Origin of the sequence: Sandaracinus amylolyticus, assembly GCF_021631985.1 — a bacterium.
GTDB classification, from domain to species: Bacteria; Myxococcota_A; Polyangia; order Polyangiales; family Sandaracinaceae; genus Sandaracinus; species Sandaracinus amylolyticus_A.
Genome location: NZ_CP070225.1, coordinates 10,254,310 through 10,277,435 on the forward strand (window position 1 = coordinate 10,254,310; position 23,126 = coordinate 10,277,435).

15 protein-coding genes are annotated in these 23,126 nt (G+C 72.4%); 11 read left to right on the plus strand and 4 right to left on the minus strand.

Annotated features, from left to right (window positions below):
* Positions 1–33: 33 nt before the first annotated feature.
* On the plus strand, positions 34–1,197 hold the full coding sequence (locus tag I5071_RS43655; RefSeq protein ID WP_236519338.1) for a small ribosomal subunit Rsm22 family protein: 1,164 nt from the start codon (positions 34–36) through the stop codon (positions 1,195–1,197).
* A 330-nt stretch (positions 1,198–1,527) separates the two neighbouring features.
* Here the strand turns inward: I5071_RS43655 and I5071_RS43660 are convergent, their stop codons facing one another.
* Entirely contained in the window at positions 1,528–2,865 is a 1,338-nt protein-coding gene (locus I5071_RS43660) for a TolC family protein (RefSeq protein ID WP_236519339.1), read from the minus strand.
* Between the two features lie 62 nt (positions 2,866–2,927).
* Here I5071_RS43660 and I5071_RS43665 point away from each other — a divergent pair, with 62 nt between their 5' ends.
* The 5 genes from I5071_RS43665 to I5071_RS43685 all read left to right on the plus strand — a co-directional run bounded on the left by I5071_RS43665 (position 2,928) and on the right by I5071_RS43685 (position 9,272).
* Positions 2,928–4,064: an efflux RND transporter periplasmic adaptor subunit gene (locus I5071_RS43665; RefSeq protein ID WP_236519340.1), complete on the plus strand. Its 1,137-nt coding sequence runs from the start codon at positions 2,928–2,930 to the stop codon at positions 4,062–4,064.
* Positions 4,061–7,174 carry an efflux RND transporter permease subunit gene (locus tag I5071_RS43670; RefSeq protein WP_236519341.1) on the plus strand — a complete coding sequence of 1,038 codons (3,114 nt, stop codon included), beginning with the start codon at positions 4,061–4,063 and terminating at the stop codon, positions 7,172–7,174. Before I5071_RS43665 ends, I5071_RS43670 begins: the two co-directional genes overlap by 4 nt.
* A 40-nt stretch (positions 7,175–7,214) precedes the next feature.
* A complete protein-coding gene (locus I5071_RS43675) occupies positions 7,215–7,562 on the plus strand; it encodes an MmcQ/YjbR family DNA-binding protein (protein ID WP_236519342.1) in 348 nt (115 codons plus the stop codon).
* A 106-nt stretch (positions 7,563–7,668) separates the two neighbouring features.
* Positions 7,669–8,595, plus strand: a complete 927-nt coding sequence (locus I5071_RS43680; protein WP_236519343.1) for an ArsA family ATPase — start codon at positions 7,669–7,671, stop codon at positions 8,593–8,595.
* A gap of 152 nt (positions 8,596–8,747) precedes the next feature.
* On the plus strand, positions 8,748–9,272 hold the full coding sequence (locus I5071_RS43685) for a ClpXP protease specificity-enhancing factor SspB (RefSeq protein ID WP_236519344.1): 525 nt from the start codon (positions 8,748–8,750) through the stop codon (positions 9,270–9,272).
* Positions 9,273–9,408: 136 nt separating this feature from the next.
* Here the strand turns inward: I5071_RS43685 and I5071_RS43690 are convergent, their stop codons facing one another.
* From I5071_RS43690 to I5071_RS43700, 3 genes are all read right to left on the minus strand, one after another.
* Positions 9,409–12,906, minus strand: coding sequence for a hypothetical protein (locus tag I5071_RS43690; RefSeq protein ID WP_236519345.1), 3,498 nt, complete (start codon positions 12,904–12,906; stop codon positions 9,409–9,411).
* Positions 12,887–14,761 (minus strand): OmpA family protein, encoded by a 1,875-nt coding sequence (locus tag I5071_RS43695; RefSeq protein ID WP_236519346.1) that lies wholly within the window; start codon positions 14,759–14,761, stop codon positions 12,887–12,889. The genes I5071_RS43690 and I5071_RS43695 overlap by 20 nt, the downstream gene beginning before the upstream one ends.
* A gap of 69 nt (positions 14,762–14,830) precedes the next feature.
* Complete coding sequence (locus I5071_RS43700) at positions 14,831–15,676, minus strand: hypothetical protein (protein WP_236519347.1); 846 nt, start codon at positions 15,674–15,676, stop codon at positions 14,831–14,833.
* A 143-nt stretch (positions 15,677–15,819) separates the two neighbouring features.
* Between I5071_RS43700 and I5071_RS43705 the strand changes: the two genes are divergently transcribed.
* From I5071_RS43705 to I5071_RS43725, 5 genes are all read left to right on the plus strand, one after another.
* Positions 15,820–17,577 (plus strand): hypothetical protein, encoded by a 1,758-nt coding sequence (locus I5071_RS43705; RefSeq protein ID WP_236519348.1) that lies wholly within the window; start codon positions 15,820–15,822, stop codon positions 17,575–17,577.
* 44 nt (positions 17,578–17,621) lie between these two features.
* Positions 17,622–18,299, plus strand: coding sequence for a type III secretion system export apparatus subunit SctR (gene sctR, locus I5071_RS43710; protein WP_236519349.1), 678 nt, complete (start codon positions 17,622–17,624; stop codon positions 18,297–18,299).
* 68 nt (positions 18,300–18,367) lie between these two features.
* The gene (locus I5071_RS43715) at positions 18,368–20,833 is read left to right on the plus strand and encodes a PAS domain-containing sensor histidine kinase (RefSeq protein WP_236519350.1); all 2,466 of its coding nucleotides are present in this window, start codon (positions 18,368–18,370) and stop codon (positions 20,831–20,833) included.
* On the plus strand, positions 20,830–21,210 hold the full coding sequence (locus I5071_RS43720) for a response regulator (RefSeq protein WP_236519351.1): 381 nt from the start codon (positions 20,830–20,832) through the stop codon (positions 21,208–21,210). Before I5071_RS43715 ends, I5071_RS43720 begins: the two co-directional genes overlap by 4 nt.
* A 134-nt stretch (positions 21,211–21,344) precedes the next feature.
* Positions 21,345–23,099 (plus strand): serine/threonine-protein kinase, encoded by a 1,755-nt coding sequence (locus I5071_RS43725; protein WP_236519352.1) that lies wholly within the window; start codon positions 21,345–21,347, stop codon positions 23,097–23,099.
* Positions 23,100–23,126: the final 27 nt, after the last annotated feature.

Sequence of the window (23,126 nt, forward strand, 5' to 3'; positions counted from 1 at the left end):
CGACGTCGCGGATCGGCGCTGTAGGCTCGCCGCGTGGTGGACTCGATCGACGACCCTCGCGCCGCGCGCGCGCTCTCCGACGTGTGGATTCGCGCCATCGACGAGGCGGCGCCGGTGCTCCTCGGCCCGCACGATCGCACCGGGGCCGCCCTCGCGGACGAGGTGGCGCGCCTCAGCGAGCTGTACACGCGTGACCGAGGTGCCCTCCGTTCGCAGAGCGCGGCGCTCGCGGCGCGGCTGCGCTTCTTCCTGCCCCGCGATCTCCCGAAGGTCGAGGGTCCGCTCGCAGAGCTCGCGTGGGCGGGCGCGCTGCCCGCGGGACCGCGATGGAAGGTGCTCGATCTCGGGGCCGGGCTCGGGACGACGACGCTCGGGATCGCGACGTTCGCGAAGCGCATGGGGATCGAGGGCCTCGACGTGCTCGCGATCGAGCGCGACGCGCGATCGCTCGACGTGATGAAGCACCTCGCCGCGAAGTGCGGTCGCGGGGCGCTCGCGGACGAGACGGTGCCGGTGACGCTCGAGACGCGCGAGCTCGACCTCGAGCCGATCGACGTGCGCGCGCTGGGTCGTGGGTACTCGATGGTCGTGATCGGGCTCGCGCTGAACGAGCTCTGGACCGCGCATCCCGATCCGCTCGAGCGACGGAGCACGTTGCTCGCGCGCGCGTCGGAGATCCTCGCCGACGACGGCGTGGTGATCGTGATCGAGCCCGCGCTGCGCGAGAGCTCGCGCGCGCTGCAGCAGCTGCGCGATCGCATCGAGGCGTCGCCGCGTGCACCGTACGTCTTCGCGCCGTGCACGCGCTCGGGGCCCTGCCCGATGCTCGAGGGCGAGCGCGACTGGTGCCACGAGGAGCTCCCGCTCGCGCTGCCCGACGCGCTGAAGACGATCGCGCGCGGCGCCGGGCTTCGCTGGGAAGGGCTCAGCTACGCGTACCTCACGCTGCGCAGGACGCCGGGGCGCGTCGCGGACGTGTGGCGCATCGTGGGCGGGCCGATCGAGAGCAAGGGACGCACGGAGTGGCATGCGTGCGGCGAGCCCGGGCTGGTGCGCATCGCGCGGCTGACGCGGAACCGCGGGGAGGGCGATCCGCTCGAGGGCGCGCGGCGCGGGTCGCTGATCGCGATCGAGGGTGAGACCACGCCGGGCGAGACGCTGCGGAGCGATCGGGCGCGCATCGATCGACGGCGCTGACAGTCTCGGCGGTCGCGTCCGAGCATCGGCACAGCGCGGCACGACGCGTGCGCGTGGAGCACGGTCGTGAGAGCGCGGCAATTCGCGTAAATCGCTGCCGTTCCGCGTGGCACGTGCAGTGCTCAGGGCGAGGTCGAGCGCGGGGTTGCGCGCTCTTGGAAATCCTCCGTCGCCCTCACGACGGATGCACGAGCTTCACTTGGTCTCGGTTCCTGGTTCCTCATCCATCCTCCATCCATCCCATCCATCCATCGCGTCGCGTGGGAACGACGCGGCGGTCCCCCCCTGCCCGGGGGGCCGCCGCGTCATGCGCTACGGAATTCGTAGCGCCTACAGATCCCCGACGGCGGTGAGCAGATCGACGCGCGCGTTGTCGAGCTCGAGCTCGGCGAGGATGCGCTGCAGATCGGCCTGCTCCGCGTCGCGACGCGCGGCGTCGAGCTCGAGGCCCGTGTTCGCGCCGGCGCGATAGCCCTCTTCGGTCTGCTCGACGGCGCGTCGCGCGATCTCGGCCTGGCGCGTCGCGATCGCGAGCGCCCGCTCCGCGGTCTCGATGCGGCGGCGCGCGTCGCGGATCTCGACGCGCACGCGGCGCCGGAGGCCATCGACGAATTCGTCGGACTGCGAGACCTGCGCCTGGGCCTCGCGCAGCGCGCCGTAGCGCGCGCCGCCGTCGTAGAACGGGATGCTCAGCGTCGCGGTCGCGACCCACTGCGCGGGATCGGGATTGAAGATCGTCGTGGGCGCGGTGAGCGTGCCGACCCATCCCAGCGAGAGCGAGGGGACGAAGCGGTACCACGCATCGTCGACGAGGCGTCCCGCCTGCTCGCGTCGCACGAGCGCGGCGCGCACGTCGGAGCGCGTGGCCTGGGCCCGCTCGATCGCGGCTTCTTCGCTGGGCACGACCGGGAGCGCCGAGGGCGCGGGCTCGATCGCGACGTCGAGCCCCAGCGCTTCACCGAGCTGATCCCACGCGCGCTCGAGCGCGGCGTCGGCATCCGCGGCGCGGCGCATCGCGTCGAGCGCGGCGACCTCGGCGCGCGCGGCGTCGAGCCCGATCGCGGCGCCCGCTTCCACGCGCAGCTGCGCCGCGCGGAGCTGACGTACTGCGTCGGCGATCTGTGCGCGCGTGAGCTCGGACGCGCGCTGCGCCGCGAGCGCGGTGAAGAAGACGCGCGCGATCGCCGCGTGCGCGGCGCGACGCGCGTCGTCGAGCTCGGCCCGCGCCGCGTCCGACTCGCTCTCCGCGATGCGGATCTGCGACACCGCGCGCATCGAGAGCGTCTCGCTGATCGTGAGCTGACCCGTGATCGAGTCGGCGGGGCGCACCGTGCCGACGCCCGCGCGCTCGATCGACTCGTCGAGCCGCGAGTAGCTCACGCTGCCCGTGACCAGCGGAAGGATCCCCGCCCACGCGATGCGCTCCGCGGCCTCGGTGCGATCGACCTGTAGGCGCGCGATCACGAGATCGACCGCTTCGGCGTCGGCGCGCGAGAGCGCTTCGTCGAGCGTGAGCCGTTCGGGCGGAGGTTGTGGGAGAGGGGGCGCGGCCCAGGTGTCGTCGCTCGCCTCTTCCTGCGCGCCCGCCGTGCGAGGGCACAGCGCGATGACGGTGCTCACTGCGACGACGGCGAGCCACGTCACGTCGTTCCGACGTTGTCCTCGCATCGCGCGGCGAGTATTGCTCATGAGTCGCGGGTCCGCCCGGATGGACGTTCCCGATCATTGCTATGAGCTCAAACTATCGTCGTCACGCCGCGGCCCTCGCGCTCGTCGCCCTGCTCGTCGTCGGATGTGGCAGCAGTGAGCGCGGCGGAAGCGGTACGCCCAGCGCGGCCGCGCGCGCGCCTTCGGGGCCGCGCACCGTGATCACCGCGCGTGCCGAGGCGACCGCATGGCGTCGCACGCTCTCGCTCGGCGGCACCCTCGAGGCCCCGGAGCGCGTCGAGGTCGCGGCGCGCGTGGAGGGCGCGATCGTCGGGCTCGATGCCGAGCTGGGCGACTTCGTGCGCCGTGGGAGCACGCTGGCGCGCATCACCTCCGAGGACTTCGCGGCGCGCGTCGCGCAGAGCGAGGCGGAGCTCGCGCAGGCGCGCCTCGATCTCGAGCGCGCCGATCGCCTCGCGCAGGGCGATCTCGCGACGCGCGAGCGGCTCGAGCAGGCGCGCACGAAGCTGAGCGTGGCCGAGGCGCAGCGCGCGCTCGCGGGGCGACAGTTGCGTGACACGCGGGTGACGGCGCCGTTCGATGGAGCGATCGCCGAGCGGCTGGTCTCGCCCGGCGCGTTCGTGCGGGTCGGGACCCCGCTCTTCGTGTTGGTCGCGACCTCGCCGTTGCGGCTGGCGATCGACGTGCCGGAGCGGCTCGGCGGCGTGGTGCGCGAGTCGACGCCGGTCGCGATCGAGCTCGACGGAGTGACCCGCGAGACCGCGGGCGAGGCGCACATCGCGCGGGTCGCGCCGGTGGTCGATCCCGAGACGCGCACGTACCGCGCGCAGGTCGAGGTCCCCGCGCCCGAGGGCTCGGTGCTGCGCCCCGGCATGTACGTGCGCGCGACGATCGATCTCGGCGCGGTCGACGACGCGGTGAGCGTGCCGCGTCCCGCGGTGTTCGAGGTGCTCGGTCGATCGCGCGTGGTCGAGGTGGTCGAGGGGCGCACGCGGCCGCGCGACGTCGAGATCGTCGGCGAGGGTGAGGGCGTCGCGATCGTGCGTGGGCTCACGCCGGGCGCGCTCGTGGTGGCGCGGAGCCCCGGCCTGCTCGCGCCCGATCTCGAGGTGCGGATCGCCGACGAGGAAGAGGCCGAGCCCGCGGCGGCGGCGCGCGCGCAGGACGACGAGAGCGCGGGCGCGCGGAGCGGCTCGTGACGCTCTCCGAGATCTGCGTCCGCCGTCCGGTGTTCGCGACGATGATCGTGACCGCCGCGGTCGCGATCGGCGCGCTCTCGTTCCGCGAGCTCGGGGTCGATCAGTTCCCCGACGTCGAGATCCCGGTCGCGACGGTGACGACGCGCCTTCCCGGCGCGAGCCCCGAGGTCGTCGAGACGCAGGTCACGCAGCTCGTCGAGGACGCGGTGTCGACCGCCGAGGGCATCGACGAGCTGCGATCGACGTCGCTCGAGGGCATCTCGATCGTGACCGTGAACTTCCTGCTCGATCGCGATCGCGACGAGGCGATCCAGGACGTTCGCGACAAGGTGCAGACGATCATCGCGCGCCTGCCCGACGGAGTGGATCCGCCGATCGTCACGCGCTTCGACGTGACCGCGCTGCCGGTGATGACGCTCGTCGTGTCGAGCGAGCGCGACCTGCGCGAGACCACCGAGATCGCCGAGGAAGAGGTCGCGGAGGCGCTCTCGGGCGTGACCGGCGTCGCGCAGATCCAGGTGATCGGCGGTCGTCGTCGCGCGTTCCAGGTGCTCGTCGACGCCGATGCGCTCGCGCAGCACGGCGTGACGGCGAACGAGGTCGAGAGCGCGATCCGCGCGCAGAACGTGGAGCTGCCGGGCGGGCGCATCGGAGACTCGACGCGCGAAGAGGGCGTGCGCGTGCTCTCGCAGGTGCGCTCGGCCGCGGAGCTCGGGCGCATCGTGGTGCGCGAGCGCCCGGGATCGACCCCGCTGCGATTGTCGGATCTCGCGCGGGTCGAGGACTCGGAGGAGGAGCCGCGCTCGCTCTCGCGGCTCGACGGGCAGGCCGCGGTCTCGCTCACCGTGCAGAAGCAGTCGGGCACCAACACCGTCGAGGTCGTCGACGCGGTGCTCGCGCGGCTCGAGGAGATCCGGCGCAACGTCGGGGGCGACGTGCGCATCGAGGTGGTGCGCGATCAGTCGGTGTTCGTGCGGCGATCGATCCACGAGGTCGAGCTGCACCTCGTGCTCGGCGCGCTGCTCGCGTCGCTCGCGGTGCTGCTCTTCATGGGCTCGTTCCGCTCGACGATCATCGCGGCGATCTCGATCCCCGCGTCGATCGTGACGACGTTCGCGATCCTGCGCGCGCTCGACTACACGCTGAACAACTTCACGCTGCTCGCGCTCACGCTCAGCGTCGGTGTCGTCATCGACGACGCGATCGTCGTGCTCGAGAACGTGCACCGGCACGTCGAAGAGGGGAAATCGCCGTTCCAAGCGGCGATCGACGGCACGAAGGAGATCTCGCTCGCCGTCATGGCGACGACGCTCTCGCTCGTCATCATCTTCCTTCCGACGGCGTTCATGGAGGGACGCGTCGGGCGCTTCTGGCAGAGCTTCGGCATCACGACCGCGTTCGCGATCATGGTGTCGCTCTTCGTCGCGCTGACGCTGACGCCGATGTTGTGCTCGCGGTTCCTCAAGCCGCACGTGCACGACGAGAAGAAGAACGTGATGGCGCGCGCCGTCGACGCGCTGAACGATCGGCTCGAGCGCATCTACGGAAAGCTCGTCGAGTGGTCGCTGCGCTTCCGCTGGGGCGTCGTGCTGATCGCGATCGCGACGATCGCGTCGACGTGGCCGCTGCTGGTCGCGGTGGGCAAGGACTTCACGCCGCAGGACGACACCAGCGACTTCGCGGTCGTGCTGACGATGCCCGAGGGCTCGACGCTCTCGGCGAGCGAGGCGCTCGCGGACGAGGTCGAGGGCGTGATCCGCGGGGTGCGCGGGGTCGAGCGCATCTACACGTCGGTGGGCGCGTCGCGCGGCGGCGACGACGTGACCGAAGTGCAGATGTACGTCGCGATCACGGATCTCGAGCAGCGCGACTGGCCGCTCTCCGAGGCGATCACCGAGACCCGCCGTCTGATGCGGCCCTACGCGGATCTGCGGCCCTCGGTGCAGAACATCGGCGGCTTCGGCGGCGGCGCGCGCGGCGCGCAGCTCACGTTCTCGCTGCGGGGTCGCGATCTGGGCGAGCTCGATCGCGTGAGCGGGGACCTGATGGATCGCATGCGCGCGAGCGGTGGGTTCCTCGAGGTCGACACCTCGGCTGCGGTGCGCAAGCCCGAGGTGCAGGTGCAGCTCGATCGTGATCGCGCGGCGGATCTCGGGGTGCGCGCGACGGAAGTGGCGAGCGCGCTGCGCACGCTGACCGGCGGCGCGCCGGTCTCGACCATCCGCGACGGAGACGAGCAGTACGACGTGTGGATGCGCCTCGAGCCCGAGGATCGCACCAGCGCGTCGCGGCTCGCGGCGCTGCCGGTGCGCGGCGCGAACGGACCGCTGCGGCTCGACGCGATCTCGACGTTCGATCGCGCGCGCGGGCCGGCGCAGATCGATCGCCTCGATCGCACGCGTCAGCTCGAGATCGGTGCGAACCTCGACGAGATCCCGCTCGGCACCGCGGTCTCGCGGGTGCAGGCGCTCGCGCAGGGCGTCGACATGCCGCCCGGCTACTCGCTCAAGTTCGGCGGGCGCGCGCGCATCCTCGAAGAGACGATGCTCAACCTGCTGGGCGCGCTGCTGCTCTCGTTCTTGTTCATGTACATGGTGCTCGCCGCGCAGTTCGAGAGCTTCCTGCACCCGATCACGATCATGCTCTCGCTGCCGCTCTCGCTGCCGTTCGCGCTGCTCTCGCTGCTGATGCTCGACGACACGCTGAACATCTACTCGGCGTTCGGCGTGTTCATGCTCTTCGGCATCGTGAAGAAGAACGGCATCCTGCAGGTCGACTACACGAACACGCTGCGCGATCGCGGCGTGCCGCTGCACGAAGCGATCATCGAGGCGAACAAGAAGCGCCTGCGGCCGATCCTGATGACGACGCTGACGCTCATCGCGGGCATGATCCCGATCGCGCTCGGCGAAGGGCCGGGCTCGGCGACGCGCGCGTCGATGGCGAAGGTGATCATCGGAGGGCAGGCGCTCTCGCTGCTGATCACGCTGCTGATCGTGCCGGTCGCGTACTCGCTCTTCGAAGACGCGCGCCGGTGGTACGCGGCGCGGAATCAGTCGCCGCCGGTGAAGGCGGTCGAGCCCGAGGTCGAGGCAGCGGCGGAGGACTGAGACGCGCGGGGCGCTCGGAGCTGGTAGCTTGCTCGTCGTGGTGAGCGGTCAGCGATTCCGCGAGCTCGCGCTCTCGCTCGAGGGCGCCTACGAGGTGGAGCACTTCGACCGCGCGGCGTTCCGCACCAAGCGCCGGATCTTCGCGACGCTGCCGCCGGACGCGGCGTCGGCGAACCTGATGTTCGATGCCGACACCCAGGAAGCGATCTGCGAAGCGCTGCCCGATTCGTTCGCGCCGGTGCCCGGTGGCTGGGGGCGGATGGGCGCCACGACGGTGAACCTGCGCACCGTCTCCGAGCGCGATCTGGAGCGAGCGCTGCGAGACGCCCACGCGCGCGCGAGCGAGCCTACGAAGAAGAAGACTGCCGCGAAGAAGAAGCGCGGCTGACGCGGTCGGAGCAGGCGCGCGTTTCGGGACCATGCGCGCCTGGTTTCGGGCCACGCGGACGGTTGCCCGGCGCGGGGCAGGGCGGTAGCTTCGGCCCCCCAACCCGATGCCTGCGCTCCTCGATCAGCAGTTCCTGTTCGTCGTCGGCAAAGGAGGCGTCGGCAAGACCACCGTCGCGGCGTCGCTCGGCCTCGCGGCGGCGCGCAAGGGCAAGCGCGTGCTGGTCGCGATGGCGAACGCGAAGGAGCGTCTCTCGACGCTGCTCGAGGTGGAGCCGATCGGGCCGCACAACCAGAACGTCGCGCCGAATTTCGACGCGGTGAACATGGTCCCGCAGCACGCGCTCGAGGAGTACGGCCTCATGGTGCTCAAGTCGCGCACGCTGCAGCGCGCGATCTTCGAGAACCGCATCGTGACCGCGCTGCTCCGCGGCACGCCCGGCATCGAGGCGTGGTCGATGCTCGGCAAGGCGTTCTTCCACACCAAGGAGACGCTCCCCGACGGGCGCAGCAAGCGCTACGACCTCGTGATCCTCGACGCGCCGGCGACCGGGCACGGGCTCGACATGCTGCGGGTGCCGAAGGTGATCGTGGACGTCGCGCCTCCGGGCCTCCTGCGCCGCGAGGCCGAGGACGCGCTCGCGCTCTTCCGCGATCCCGCGCGCTGCGGCGTGGTGCTCGTGACGCTCGCCGAGGACATGCCGGCGAACGAGACGATCGAGCTGCACGGCGCGGTGGTGAAGGAGCTCGGGATGCACCCCCAGGCGCTGGTGGTGAACCAGGTGCTCCCGCGCCTGTTCACGACGACCGAGCGCGACGCGGTGGGCGAGCTCGCGACGCAGCTCGCGAGCGGCTCGCCGCTGCACGGGCTCGCGCTCGCCGGGCGGGCGCGCGCGATCCGCGAGGGTGTGCAGGAGCAGAGCCTCGCGAAGCTCGCGTCGGCGCTGCCGAAGCTGCCGCGCGTCACGCTGCCGATGCTGTTCACGCCGGAGTTCCGGCGCGAGTCGATCGAGTCGCTCAGCAGCGCGTTCTGACAGCGCGCCCGTTCCGAGACAGATTGGGCTCCTAGTGCTGCTGCCCGGATGTTCGTACCGGGATCGATGTTCAGCCCGGAACGAACGGCCGGGCGGCAGTACGAGGAGAAACCCGGAGCGAAGCTCCGGGCGGAGAGATTAGAGAGAGCGAGATGCGGCGCGCCGAGATCCATCACCCCATCCACGCGGCGATCGACGACATCTGGAACGCCGGTCACACGCCGCGCATCCAGGTGGACGCGCGGCGCGACGACGTGGTGGTGCCCGAATTCGTGAAGACGAAGTGGGGCGCGCGCCTCGTGCTCGATCTCGACGCGAGCTGGCCGCTGAACCTGACCACGAGCGCGGCGGGCATCGAGGTGGACCTCGCGTTCCAGGGGCAGGTCACGCGCTGCACGCTGCCGTGGGCGTCGATCTACGTGGTGCTCGATCGCGCGACCGGGCGCGGCATCGTGATCGAGAGCCACCTGCCGAAGGACGACACGCTGCAGACGCACCCCGAGCGTCCGGCGATGCGCGAGGGCATCGAGAGCAGCGAAGGACCGAGCGAGCCCAAGGCCGAGGCGCCTGCTCCCACGCCCGCACCGGCCGCCACGGCGGACGAGAAGGCGGAGTCGTCGGACGAAGAAGCGAAGCGCCGCCGCGCCCGCTTCAAGGTGATCGACGGCGGTCGCTGATCGCGCTTCGCGCGAGGAGAATTTCACCACAGAGGACGCAGAGAGCCGCAGAGCTCTCCCTCTCTGCGGCCCTCCGTGGTTCCGCTGTTCCGAGTCCACGTGCGTGGACTCGGAAGTCCACGGCGTGGACTCGTGATCAGCGCGTTCGACGGCGCTGCGCGAGCGCGAGCGCGATCATCGCGAGCACGATCAGCGCCGGTCCGCTCGGGCGCGAGCCCGGGGATGCCGCGCACAGCGCGCCGCCGCTGAAGCCACCGGGCTGCACGCTCGCGCTCGGGTCGAGGTAGTCGGGCGTTCCGTCGCCGTCGCTGTCGTCGTCGCGCGGATCGCCGTTGTCGTTCACGTCCTCGTCGATCGTCGAGATGCCGTCGCCGTCGTCGTCGGGATCGAGGTAGTCGGGCGTTCCGTCGCCGTCGGTGTCGTCGTCGTCGGGCTCGCCGTCGTCGTTCACGTCCTCGTCGGACGTGGGCACTCCGTCGCCGTCGTCGTCGGGGTCGCGCCAGTCGGCGGTGCCGTCGCCGTCGGTGTCGGGCTCTTCGGGGCGAGTGCCGCCGTCGTCGGGATCGAACGCGTCGTCGAGCCCGTCGCCGTCGGAGTCCTCGCCGCTCGGGGTGCGATCGGGCGTGCCGTCGTGATCGCCGTCGGTGCCCTCGGTCGCGTCGGGCGCGCCGTCGCCGTCGGTGTCGACGTCGCGCCAGTCGGGCGTGCCGTCGTCATCGGTGTCGGGGCCGGGCAGCGGCGTGCCGTCGACGACGTCGGGCAGGCCGTCGCGATCGGCGTCGTCGCCGTCGTCGATGCGTCCGTCGCCGTCGGCGTCCTCGCCGCCCGCTTCGTGGGTGTCGGTGAGCCCGTCGCCGTCGGAGTCGACGTCGAGGAAGTCGCGATGATCGTCGCCGTCGGTGTCGCGCAGCGGCAGCGGCGACGCGAGGAGGCGATCGTCGAGGCCGTCGCGATCGGCGTCGGTCAGCCCGTCGACGCGTCCGTCGCCGTCCGCATCGATGCCGCCGCCCTCGCGCAGATCGGTGAGGCCGTCGCCGTCGGCGTCGAGGTCGAGGTGGTTCGGGATCCCGTCCTCGTCGAAGTCGACGTCGCGCACGAGCGTGTCGCACGCGCCGTCGGCGTCGGTGTCGTCGCACTCGACGGCGTCGGGATCGGCGTAGTCGGGCACTCCGTCGTCGTCCGCGTCGAGCGAGCGATCGGTGCCGAGCTCGTCGGCGTCGGGGATGCCGTCGTCGTCGTCGTCGACGTCGGTCACGTCGTCGACGCCGTCGCCGTCGCTGTCGGGCGGCGAGCACGCGCCGCCGTCGTCGCAGATCTCGAAGCCCGCGCAGGTCTCGTCGACGACGCACTCCACGCACAGGCCGCCGTCGCAGATCGGCGTCGGCGCCGCGCACTCGGCGTCGCTGGTGCACCGCGGCACGCACTCGCCGAGCGCGACGTTGCAGCGCTCGGCCGCGCTGCACGTCGAGTCGTCGCTGCACTCGACGCACACCACGCCGTCGTCGCGCGGGACGCAGAGCGGGGCGGGGGCCTCGCATCCGAAGTCCATGCCGGTGCCGGTCGCGGTGTCGCCGCAGGTCACGCACACGCGCGTGCCCGCGCTCGACACGCAGACCTCGTCGGGCGCCGCGCATCCGGGATCGAGCCCCGCACCGTCGTCGAAGCACACGACGCACACCGGCGTCGCGCCGCTCTCGTCGCAGAGCGCGGCGGTGCCGCCGCAGCCGGTGTCGCGATCGCCGCCGCTCGCGTCGTCGACGCACGCGACGCACTCGCCCGCGTCGCAGATCGGCGCGCTCGTGTCGCAGCCCGCGTCGGTCGCGCCCGCGCCCGCATCGTCGACGCACGCGACGCACGCACTCGCGCCGGCCGTGCCGTCGCACACGCCGGTGCTGCACGGCGCGCCGGGGCCACGCGGCGTCGCCATGCACGCGCCCGCGGTGCACGCGTCGGTCGTGCACTCGAGCCCGTCGTCGCAATCCGCGTCGGCGACGCAGCCGACGCACACCGAGGTCGCGCCGCGATCGTCGCAGAACGGCGAGCCCGCGCTGCACCCGCTGTCGACACCGGTGCCGGTGCTGTCGTCGAGGCAGGGCGCGCACTCGGGCGCGCTCGCCGCTCCGTCGCACACGCCGGTCGCGCACGTGGTGCCCGCGGCGCGCGGGGTCGCGGTGCACGCGCCCGCGCTGCACGCGTCGGTCGTGCACTCGTTGCCGTCGTCGCAGTCGGCGGCGACGGTGCAGCCGCGGCACACCGGCGAGGCGCCCGAGGTGTCGCACACCGGCGCGCCCGCGGTGCAGCCGCTGTCCTGCGAGGTGCCGCCCGCGTCGTCGATGCAGGTCACGCACTCGGGCGTCGCGCCGCTCGCGTCGCACACGCCGCCGGTGCACGCATCACCGGTCGCGCGATCGGTGTGCGAGCAGATGCCGGCGCTGCACGCGTCGTTCGTGCAGCCGTTGCCGTCGTCGCAGTCGCTCGCGCCGAGGCACGCGACGCACGTCGCGCTCGAGGCATCGCAGAAGGGCGTGCTCGCGCTGCACCCGCTGTCGGTCCCGCCGCCCGCTTCGTCGTCGAGGCAGGCCACGCACGCGGGCGCGCTCGTGCTCCCGTTGCACACGCCGCCGGCGCAGAGCGTCGATGCGGGCAGCGGCGTGCGCACGCACGTCCCGGCGACGCACGCGTCCGCCGTGCACGCGTTGCCGTCGCCGCAGTCGGTCGCGCTGGTGCACCCGACGCACGCCGAGCCGGTCGGGGTCTGCACGCACGTCGGCGTCGACGCGGTGCACCCAGTGTCGACACCGGGCGCGGTCGCGTCGTCGACGCAGCCGAGGAACACCGGGACCACCGGCGGCGCGCAGCGATCGACGCCTTCGAGGCACACGCCCGAGGGACAGTCGGCGCCGGTGGTGCACGCCGCGGGACGACCGTCGGCGCACACGAAGTCGTTCTGGATGCCGGAGAACTCCGACGAGCTGCCGGCGTACGCGATCGCGCCGCCGAGCGCGCCGAAGTCCGCGAGCACGTCGAGCGGCACCGCGACCGTGATGAAGAAGTCGCCCGCGGGATCGGTGTCGTCGGGACAGAAGTTCGTGCCGGGCGGCGGTGCCTGCGTCACCCGCGCCCAGGTGCCGCCGAGCGCGTCGCTGAGGATCGGGCGCAGCGACGTGTCGCCCGCGCCGCCGCTCATGAGCATGAGGTTCGGCGTGGTGCCGTTGCTCGCGTCCTGATCGAGCACCTCGAGGCGATCGGCCATGCCCTGGCCGATCAGCGAGACGTACGCCTCGAACGCGCCGTCTCCGTCGACGTCGATGCCGAAGCCCCACGCGAACGCGACGAGCGCGCCGCTCTGCCGCGGATCGTCCTCCACGCGGACGCGCAGGTAGAGGTAGGTGCCGTCCTGCGCGGTCTGGTACGCGGGCGAGCTCCCGGCGCCGATGATGTTGCGGTGATCGCGCGCGTCGTCGGTGCAGGGATCCTGCGAGGGCATCGCGGTGGGATCGAGACAGCTCACCGCGGAGAACGCCGCGTCCGGCGGATAGGCCGGCGGCGGCACCTGCGCGGACGCGCTCGCCGGCGCGAAGAGCGCCGCGACGATCAGCGCGAACGCCGTGATCTCAGCGATCGATCGATTCACTCGTGGCCTCGCTTTCGCCCTGCTCGATGCCCGCGTGCTCGCCGGGGATGTGGAACTCGACGCGACGGTTCTGCGCGTGCTCGTCGCGCGTCGTCGCGTTCGGGATGCGCGGTCGATCGGGGCCGTAGCCGCGCGCTTCGAGGCGCGACGGATCGACGCCGTGCTCGACGAGGAAGCGCACCACCGACTCGGCGCGGCGCTGGCTGAGCTGCATGTTGCGGTCGCGACGACCGCGCGAGTCGGTGTGGCCCTCGACGATCACGCGCGCGATCTCGGGGTGCGAGTTGATCACGCGCGCGACGTTCTCGAGCAGCGGGAAGCTGCGCGCGAGGATCTGATGGCCGTTGGTGCGGAAGAAGACGGCCTCGAGGATCTCGAGTCGATCTCCCTCGATCACGACGCGCTGCTGCTCGCGACAGCCGCGGTTCTCGGGCGGGCCCGGCTCGTCGGGGCAGTTGTCGAGGCGATCGACGACGGTGTCGGCGTCGCGATCGGGATCGGGGCAGCCGCGGTTCGCCGCGGGGCCGGGCTCGCGGCGGCACGCGTCGCTCGCGTCGAGCACTCCGTCCTGATCGTCGTCGGGATCGGGGCAGCCGTCCTCGTCCTGCCAGCCGTCGGCGTCCTCGGGATCGCTCACGCACCGATCGACGTCGTCGCGCAGTCCGTCGCCGTCGGTGTCGGGGATCTCGTCGGGGCAGCCATCCTCGTCGTCGAAGCCGTTCTGGGTCTCGGGCTCGAGGCGACAGACGTCGGAGGTGTCGAGGATGCCGTCGCGATCGTCGTCGCGGTCGGGGCATCCGTCGGTGTCCTCGAACGCATCGATGTCCTCGGGCTCGTCGGGGCAGCGATCGTCCTGATCGAAGATGCCGTCGCCGTCGCGATCACGCGGCGCGGTCTCGGGCGGCGTGGCCCAACCGACGTTGAGCACCGCGCGCAGATCGGGGCTGCCGAGGCCGCGCCACAAGCCCGGGCCCGCGGCCGCGCCGATCACGACGCCGCTCGCGTGGAAGAACCGGATCCCACCGGTCGCCTCGAGCGCGGTGCTCGTGCGCTCCGACGGATCGGAGAGCGACGTGTCGCCGTAGATCTGCGCGTGCAGATCGAAGTGCGTGCGCGGCTCGCCCTCCGCGGTCCACACCGGGAGCGCGAGGCCGAGCCCGTAGAGCAGCTCGTGACCGAACGCGAGGTTCGACACGTCGCTCTCCGACTCCTCGCGGATGCGCACGCCGACGTTGAGCACGATGCGCAGCACACCCGCGCGCAGCTCGCCGAGCAGCTGCGGGACGAACGTGACCGTCGGCTCGCCGCGATAGCTCGACGCGTCGCCGGGATCCGACGTCGGGAACGTGACCGTCGCCTGCAGCGCGAGCGCGCCGACGTCGTCCGCTTCGCCGAAGAGCCGCACGCGCGCGCCGGCGTACGCATCGCCGAGACCGGGGCCGCCGCGTGGGCCCGATCCGAGCGCGGCGATCTCGGCCTCGTCGTCGCCCTCCATCACGAGCACCACGGGCAGCCCCGCGTACACGACGAGGCGATCCCAGAGCCCGAGCGAGAGCCCGACGGTGCCGACGAGCTCGTGCTCGACGACGGAGAGCGACTCGCTCGACGCGTCGCCGCGCATCCGCTCCCACACCAGCGGATCGAGCGCGTAGTCGAGCGTGAGCAGCACGCCGAAGCGCAGATGACCGAGGTCGGTCGGGCGCCTCAGGTGGAAATCGTCCTCGGGTGTTTCGCCGGGCCGATAACGATCGAGAGTGGCGGCAGGCTGCGCTGTCGCGGCTGGGCCGAAGAGGCTCGCGGCGAGGATCAGCGCTGCGCAGGCCGCGCGGACGTTCGCGGGCGGTGCGTCGAGCATTCCGCGACAGGTTACGCCAAGCGGAGAAACATCCGCCAGTCTTCGAATTCTGGGGTCGGGGAGATCCTCTCAGCGATCGACGAGATCGACCGTGATCTCTCGGGGTGCGCCGTCGCGCTCGACGATCACGACGTGGCGTCCCGGTGAGCGCGCGCGGGTCATCGCGTCGAGCCACGCGTCGGGCCCGTCGAGCCCGAGGCCGTCCATCGAGGTGAGCAGGTCTCCGCTGCGCAGGCCGAGCGTCGTGAGCGGATGGGTGCGACCGATCCCGAGCACGCGCACCGCCATGCGACCATCGCGGGTCGGCGCGGGCATCGCGCGCAGGCGCGCGAACGCGGGCTCGGCGACCAGGCGATCGAGCGCGCTGCGCTCGAGCTCGATGCGATCGTCGAGCAGCCGCGCACCGGCGATCGGGGTGCTCGTGGTGGTGGCGCGGACGAGCGTGGTCGGCTCGCGCGCGGCGAACATCGAGAGCAGGCACCGCGTGCCGTCCTTCTCGAGCTCGAGGTGCTCGCGCTCGATGCGCTCGATCGTGCCGGGCTCGATCGTCGTGCCGAGCGTGACGATCTCGGTCGGGCCGGAGGGGCGCGCGATCATCGCGAGCGGTGCGTCGCGGTGCAGGTAGGTCGCGACGAGGCGCAGGCCCGGGGGACACTCGGCGGGCGCGGTCGTGGTGGTCGTGACGGCGGTCGCGGTCGGGGGCGGCTCGTCGCACGGGATCGGGCCGCGCTGATCGAAGACGTTGCGCGTGAGGATCTCGCACGCGCGATCGGTGGGCGCGCTCGAGGGCGGCGCGCTCGCGCGTCGGCGCGACGGTGGGGCCGAGAGCAGCGCGAGCGAGACGAGATCGTTCGTCGTGCGCGCGGCGAAGAGCGCGACGAGCGCGAGGGTGACGACGATCACCGTGCGGGCCATGCGATGCGCACAGCAACGCACGTGCCCTGCGAGGATCGGCGGGGATCGTGCGCGCCGCGCTGACGTTCCGTCACGCGAGCGGCGCGTCTCGCTGACGAGCTGTCCTCGGGAACGAAGCGGCGCGCGCGCCGTACGCTGCGCGAGTGAGCCGCAACTTCCACACGGTGCACGTGCGCAGCGACGATCCCGCCGAGCTCGCGCGCGCGATCACGCGCTGGCTCGAGGGCGAGGGGTTCGAGCGGGTGGGCCCGCGTGCGCGCGCCGATCGCGTGGTGCGCATCTCCGCGCCGAAGCACGGCTGGGTGACGATCGTCGACGAGGGCTACCAGGCGAGCGAGATCGCGCGCGTCGCGACCGAGCGCAGCGCGCGCATCGCGGTCGAGGCGTACTGCGAGGCGAGCGCGATCGTGTGGCTCGCGCTGGTGCGCGGCGGCGAGCCGGCGGGCGGGTGGGGGATCGACGAGGCGCCCGCTCCGGGCGTGATCGACGAGATCGGGATCGAAGGGCTCGAGCGCGGCGCGCTGAGCGCGCGGTGGGACGACGCGGTTCGCGAGATCTTCCCGGAGACCGCGCTCGCGGTGGCGGCGCAGATGCTGCGCATCGACGTCGCGCGGATGTTCGACGAAGCGGAGCTCCGCGGCGGGATCGCGGTGCGCGCGCGCCGCGCGAAGGACACGTGGACGCCGCGCGAGGTGGAGGGCCCCGTCGCGCTCGAGCTCACTGCGTATCCGGGCGACGTGCTCTTCGTCGATCGCGAGGTCGAGCTCCGCGTCGGTGTGGAGTCGCGCGGCGGCGCGGGGCGGGGCATCGAGGTGCGCTTCGAGGACGAGCAGGATTTGTTCGAGCTGCGTGCCCTCACGATCGACGGCGTGGGCACGTTCGCGATCGAGTCGAACGTCGCGCGGGTGCCCGACCTGCGGATCGCCGCGGGGCTCGTCGAGACGCCCGACACCGGGTCGATGACGCGCCGCGAGGCCGATCGCGCGTGGGCCGAGATCGCGAAGCGACGCTTCACGATGACGATCGCGGCGCACACCGAGCGCGAGGGCGAGGGGGTGCTGCGCTGCGCGATCGGCGATGCGTCGTGCTCGCTCGGGACGCGCGTCTCGTGGCAGCCCCATCGCCCGCGGCGCACGCTCGACGTTGCACGCGACCGCGATCTCTACGCGATGCACCTGATGACGCGGCGCTTCGGCACCGTGAGCTTCGCGGGATCGCTCGCCGACGCGTGGGCGTGGGCGCGCCCGCACGTCGAGCGCTGGTGCGACCGCGTGCAGGGCTCGTGGTGGGCGACGATCGGCACGCGCATCGTCGCGCACGATCGCGAGGGCGCGATCGCCGCGATCGCGGGCGGGCCCGCGGAGTGGGCGACGCTGCACGCGCCGGGCGTGATGTTCGGGTGCTTCGGCAGCGAGCCCGGCAGGGTGTTCGACGGACAGGAGCCCGTCGTCGTGCTCACGCTGCACGAGCCGATCGACGGCGAGGACGACGCGTCGTCGCTCCGCGGGATCCTCGACGACGCGATGCGATCGGGCGTCGGGCTCGGCGCGCTGATGGCCTCGTGGGAGAACGCGCCGACCCACAACGACGCGACGATCTGGGAGAAGGTCGCGGTCGGGCACAGCGACGCGCTGCGCTACCGCTCGTGGCACGTCGAGCGCGTGCGCGGGCTCGATCACGACGGCGTGTGGCTCGGCGCGACCCACCTCGCGCGCGTGAGACTCGCGGCGCTGCCCGACTTCGTCGAGGTCGAGCGGCTCGGCCCCGCGGTTCGCCTGACCGTGCCCCGCGCCCGACGTCGCGCCGAGCTGCGCGCGATCGAAGACGTGCTCGACGCGGTGATGCCCTCGCGCGACGCCGCCGAGGCGTGGGAAGCCGCGCACCCGGGGCGCTGGCGTTGATGCACGATTGACGCGCTCGCGCGCCGCGACGACCATGCGGCGCGATGCAGGAGGCCGGCGTCGCGGGGCTGCCGCTCGTCACGATCGTCGCGCTCGGCGCGCTGACGCTGCTGCCCTTCGTCTTCATGACGGCGACGAGCTTCGTGAAGATCTCGGTGGTCTTCTCGATCCTCCGCAACGCGCTGGGCGCGGGGCAGGTGCCGAGCGGGACGATCATCACCGCGCTCGCCGCGATCCTCACGCTCTACGTGATGGCCCCCGTGGGCTCGCAGATCGTCGATGCGACCGCGCCCGCGGTGGCGCGCATCGATCGCGTCGATCCGATGTCGACCAGCGACGCGCTCTTCGAGGCGGTGGTGCTCGGCGTCGCGCCGCTGCGTGCGTTCCTGGAGCGCAACGCCGGCGCGCGCGAGCTGCGGCTCTTCCTCGACCTCGCGCGTCGCGCCCGCCCCGCGGATCAGCGTGCCGACGTGAGCGAGCACGACCTCCTGATCGTGCTGCCGGCGTTCGTGATCACCGAGCTGAGCGAGGCGTTCCAGATCGGGTTCCTGGTGTTCGTCCCGTTCCTGGTCGTCGAGATGGTCGTCGCGAACGTGCTGCTCGCGCTCGGGATGAACGCGCTGTCGCCGACGCAGGTGAGCATGCCGTTCAAGCTGCTGCTCTTCGTGCTCGTCGACGGTTGGTACCTCCTGGCACGTGCCCTCGTGCTCGGATACAGCTGATCTCGATCACGCGAGCCGATCCGAGCTGTGGCGCGATGCCACGTTCGTGCGGAATTCGTGGCGCAACGGTGCGCTTCCGCCTTGTCACGGCCGGTCTCGTGCCCGACGTGGGAGCGGGCCAGATGGACGATCCCCACGACTTCACGACGATGCAGCACCCCAGCCCCGAGGCGCTCGCGCTGGTCGCCGGGATCGAGCACTACGCGATCGTCGTCCTCGACACCGAGGGCCACGTGCTCACGTGGAACCAGGGCGCGCGGCTGATGAAGGGCTGGGACGAGGCGGAGATCGTCGGCCGCAGCTTCACGCTCTTCTACACCGAGGAGGATCAGCGCGCGGGCAAGCCGCATCGCCTGCTCGCCGAGGCGGTCGCGCTCGGGCGCATCGAGGACGAGGCGTGGCGCGTGCGCAAGGACGGCACGCGCTTCTGGGCCGACGTGGTGATCACCGCGCTGCGCGACGAGCGAGGCGCGCTGCGCGGCTTCGTGAAGGTCGTGCGCGATCTGACCGAGCGTCGCGAGGCCGAGCAGGCGCTGCGACGGAGCGAGGATCGCCTCCGCCTGCTCGTCGAGAGCGTGAAGGACTACGCGTTCTTCATGCTCGAGCCCGATGGTCGCATCGCGACGTGGAACCCGGGCGCCGAGCGCATCAAGGGGTGGACCGCGCGCGAGGTGATCGGGCGAGACCTCTCGATCTTCTATCCCGCCGACGCGGTCGCGCGCGGACGTCCGAGCGAGCTCCTGCGCATCGCGACGGAGGAAGGACGCGTCGAGGAGGAGGGCTGGCGCGTTCGGAAGGACGGCTCGCGCTTCTGGGCCGACGTCGTGATCTCGCGCGTGCAGGACGAGAGCGGGCGCCTCGTCGGGTTCTCGAAGGTCACGCGCGATCTCACCGCGCGCCGCGCGATCGACGACGCGCTGCGAGCGAGCGAGGAGCGCTGGCGCCTGCTCGTCGCGAGCGTGAAGGACTACGCGATCTTCATGCTCGATCGTGACGGTCGCGTCGCGACGTGGAACGCGGGCGCCGAGCAGCTCCAGGGCTATCGCGCCGCGGAGGTGATCGGGCGGCACTTCGACGTCTTCTACGGGGACGACGAGCGCGCGATGGGCAAGCCCGCGCGCGAGCTGGTGATCGCGGAGCGCGAGGGACGCCACGAGGACGAGGGCTGGCGCGTTCGCAAGGACGGCTCGCGCTTCTGGGCGAACGTGGTGATCAGCGCGATGCGCGACGCGAACGGCGCGCTGCTCGGGTTCACCAAGGTGACGCGCGATCAGACCGAGCAGCGGCGCGCCACGCGCAGGCTCGAGGCGCGGGCGCGGCAGCAGGAGGCGATGGCGGAGCTCGGCCTCGCGGCGCTGCGCGATCGTGATCCCGAGGCGGTCGCGGAGCGCGTCGTGCGATCGATCGCCGACGTGCTGGGCGCCGATCGCGTCGCGCTGCTCGTCGGCGACGGCGAGGGCATGCGCGTCGCGGCGGGCCTCGGCTGGTCCGAAGGCACGATCGGCGCGCGGCTCGTGCTCGACGGTCGAACCCTCGCGGGGCACGTCGCGGCGACACGCGAGGCCGCGGTGGTCGACGACTTCGAGCACGCGTCGTTCGTGCGCTCTCCGCTCGAGCAGGAGCACGGCGTGCGAAGCGGCGTCGCGGTGGTGGTGCCCGCGCTGGAGAGCTCGGCGCGACCCTACGGCGTGATCGTCGCGCTGCGGACGCGGCCGAACGCGGTCGACCCCGAGGACGTGAGCTTCCTGCGCGGCGTGGCGAACGTCGTCGCGGCCGCGGTCGCGCGGCGCGCCGACGAGGAGCAGCTGCGCGCGGCCGAGCTCGCCGCGGCCGAGCAGCGCCACGAGGTGCGGGTGCGCGACGAGTTCATCTCGATCGCCGCGCACGAGATGCGCACGCCGCTCAACGCGCTGCAGCTCAGCGTGCACGCGCTCGATCGTGTGCTCGGCGCGGACGCGACCGCGCCGGTGCGCAAGCGCATGGCGAGCGCGCTGCGGCAGACGCGGCGCCTCGGACTGCTCGTCGATCGACTGCTCGACACTTCGCGCATCGTGTCGGGCCATCTCGACGTCGTGCCCGAGCCCGTCGATCTCGCGGAGCTCGCGCACGAGGTGGTCGACACGTTCCAGGACGCGGCGCAGCACGCGGGCAGCGAGCTCACCGTCGTGGCCGAGGGCGATGCGACGGGCGAGTGGGACCGCACGCTGCTCACGCAGGTCGCGACCAACCTCGTCGCGAACGCGATCCAGTACGGCGCGGGCAAGCCGATCTGCGTGCGCACCGAGGGCGCCGGGGATCGCGCGCGCCTCGTCGTGGAGGATCGCGGCATCGGCATCGGGCCCGACGATCTCGAGCGCATCTTCGACCGGTTCCAGCGTGCGTCCCCGACGCGCCACGTCGCGGGGCTCGGGCTCGGTCTCTACATCACGCGCGAGATCGCGTGTCGTCACGGCGGCCACGTCCACGTGGAGAGCCGGCCCGGCGAGGGCGCGCGCTTCGTGGTGGAGCTGCCGCGCGCGCGGAGCCGCGCGTGACCGATCCCTGTGATCGCGTCGTGATGATCGTCGAGGACGATCGCGACGTGCGCGAGCTCCTCGCCGAGATCGTCGAGGACGAGGGGTTCGCCACGCTCGCCGCGGCGAACGGGCGCGAGGCGCTCGACCTGCTCGAGGCGGCGAAGGCGGACGCGCTGCCCTGCGTGATCCTGCTCGACATCCTGATGCCGGTCGTCGACGGCTGGCAGTTCCGCGTGATGCAGGAGAGCGACGCGGTGCTCGCGGGCATCCCGGTCGTCGTGCTCTCCGCGCATGCCGACGGGCCGACCGCCGCGGAGCGCATGCGCGCGGCGGGGTTCGTGCGGAAGCCGGTCGATCTCGACGCGCTGCTCGACATGATCCGCGACCACTGCTGAGTCCTCACCGGAGTGCTCGTCCCGCACGGGCCGGACGGGCGCGCGCGAAGCGCGGTAGGAACGGGCGGGCGAGCCGATTCTCGAGCGTCTTCGAGCTGCGCCCGCGCGCTCGCTCCTCGTCTACGATGATCGTGATGGGCGGCGACGATCGTGACGGGGTGGTGTTCGACGATCCGACGTTCCTCGCGCGTTATGCGCCATCCGGGACGCTCGGCGCGGGATCGAGCGCGGAGGTGCAGCTCTGTCGCGACGAGCGCATCGGGCGCGACGTCGCGGTGAAGGTGCTGCGCGCCGATCAGAGCGAGGATCGCGACGCGCGCACGCGCTTCCTGCGCGAGGCGCGGCTGCAGGGGCGGCTCGAGCACCCGGGCGTGGTGCCGGTCTACGAGCTCGCCGACGCGGAGCGCGCGCGTCCGTGGTTCACGATGAAGCGCGTCCGCGGCATCACGCTCGAGGGGGTGATCGCCGGGCTCGTCGCGCGCGACCCCGACACCTGCGCGCGCTTCACGCGGGCGCGCCTGCTCGCCGCGTTCGTGCAGTGTTGTCGCACGATCGACTTCGCTCACGCGCAGAACGTCGTGCACCGCGATCTCTCGCCGCGGAACGTGATGCTCGGCGAGTTCGGCGAGGTGCACGTGCTCGACTGGGGCCTCGCGCGCCTCTCCGATCCCGGCGAGCGAACGCGCGCGAACGAGGAGGACGACCTCTCCGAGACGCGGCCCGGCCAGGCGCTCGGCACGCCCGGCTACATGTCGCCCGAGCAAGCGCTGGGCGATCCCGACGTCGGCCCCGAGGCCGACGTGTACGCGCTCGGCGTGATGCTCTTCGAGATGCTCGCGACGCGTCCCTTCAACCCGGGCAGCACCACGCGCGAGCGGCTCGATCTCACGATCCGCGGGATCGAGCCGAGCGTCGCGCTCGCGGGCGCGGAGCACGACGTGCCGCCCGAGCTCGCACGAGTGATCGCGGCCGCGACGCGGGCGCACCCCGGCGAGCGCACCCGCACCGCGCGCGCGCTCGCCGACGCGGTCGAGCGCTTCCTCGACGGCGATCGGGATCTCGCCGAGCGCACGCGTATGGCCGACGCGCTCGTGATCGAGGCCAAGGCCGCGCTCGCGCGCGACGACGGTGCGGCCGCGACGAGCCTGCTCGCGCGCGCGGTCGCGCTGGTGCCCAAGCACGTCGAGGCGAGCACGCTGCTCTCGCGCCTCTTGCTCGAGCCGCCGCGCGAGGTGCCGCCCGAGGTGCACGAGCGGATGCTGCGCTGGGCCGAGGGTGCGTGGCGCGCCGCCGCGCGCACCGCGACGCTGCGCTACCTGTTCTGGTGCTCGTTCATCCCGGTGTGGATCGTGATGGGCTTCCGCGATCCGCCGGCTGCGATCTTCGCGATCACGACGCTGATCGTGATGACGGGCGCGATGGGGCTCGTCGCCGCGGGCGCGATGCGCGGGATGCTCGGCGCCGTGGTGTCGTTCCTCGCGGGCACGATCTCGATCGCGGTGTTCACCCAGGTGTTCAGCCCGGTGCTCGTCGCGCCCACGCTGATGGCGACGCACCTGATCGTCTATTGCGCGTACGCCGCGCCGATCCAGCGCGCGATGCTGATCGCGGTCGCGCTCGCGGGCATGGGGATCCCGATCGTGCTCGAGGAGCTCGGCGTGCTCGCGCCGACGTTCGTCGTCGACGCCGAGGGCATCCACGTGCTGCCGCGCCTCGTGAATTTCGAGCCGCGCCTCACGTGGTGGCTCCTCGTGATGGGCGCGACGATCGCGGTCGGTGTGCCCGGCGTGATCGCGGGTCGCGTGCGCGACGCGCTCGTCGGATCGCAGCGTAAGCTGCTGCTCCACACGTGGCACCTCGAGGCGCTCCTGCCTCGCGACGAACGCTGATCACGGGTCGTGACAGCGCCTCGTCGC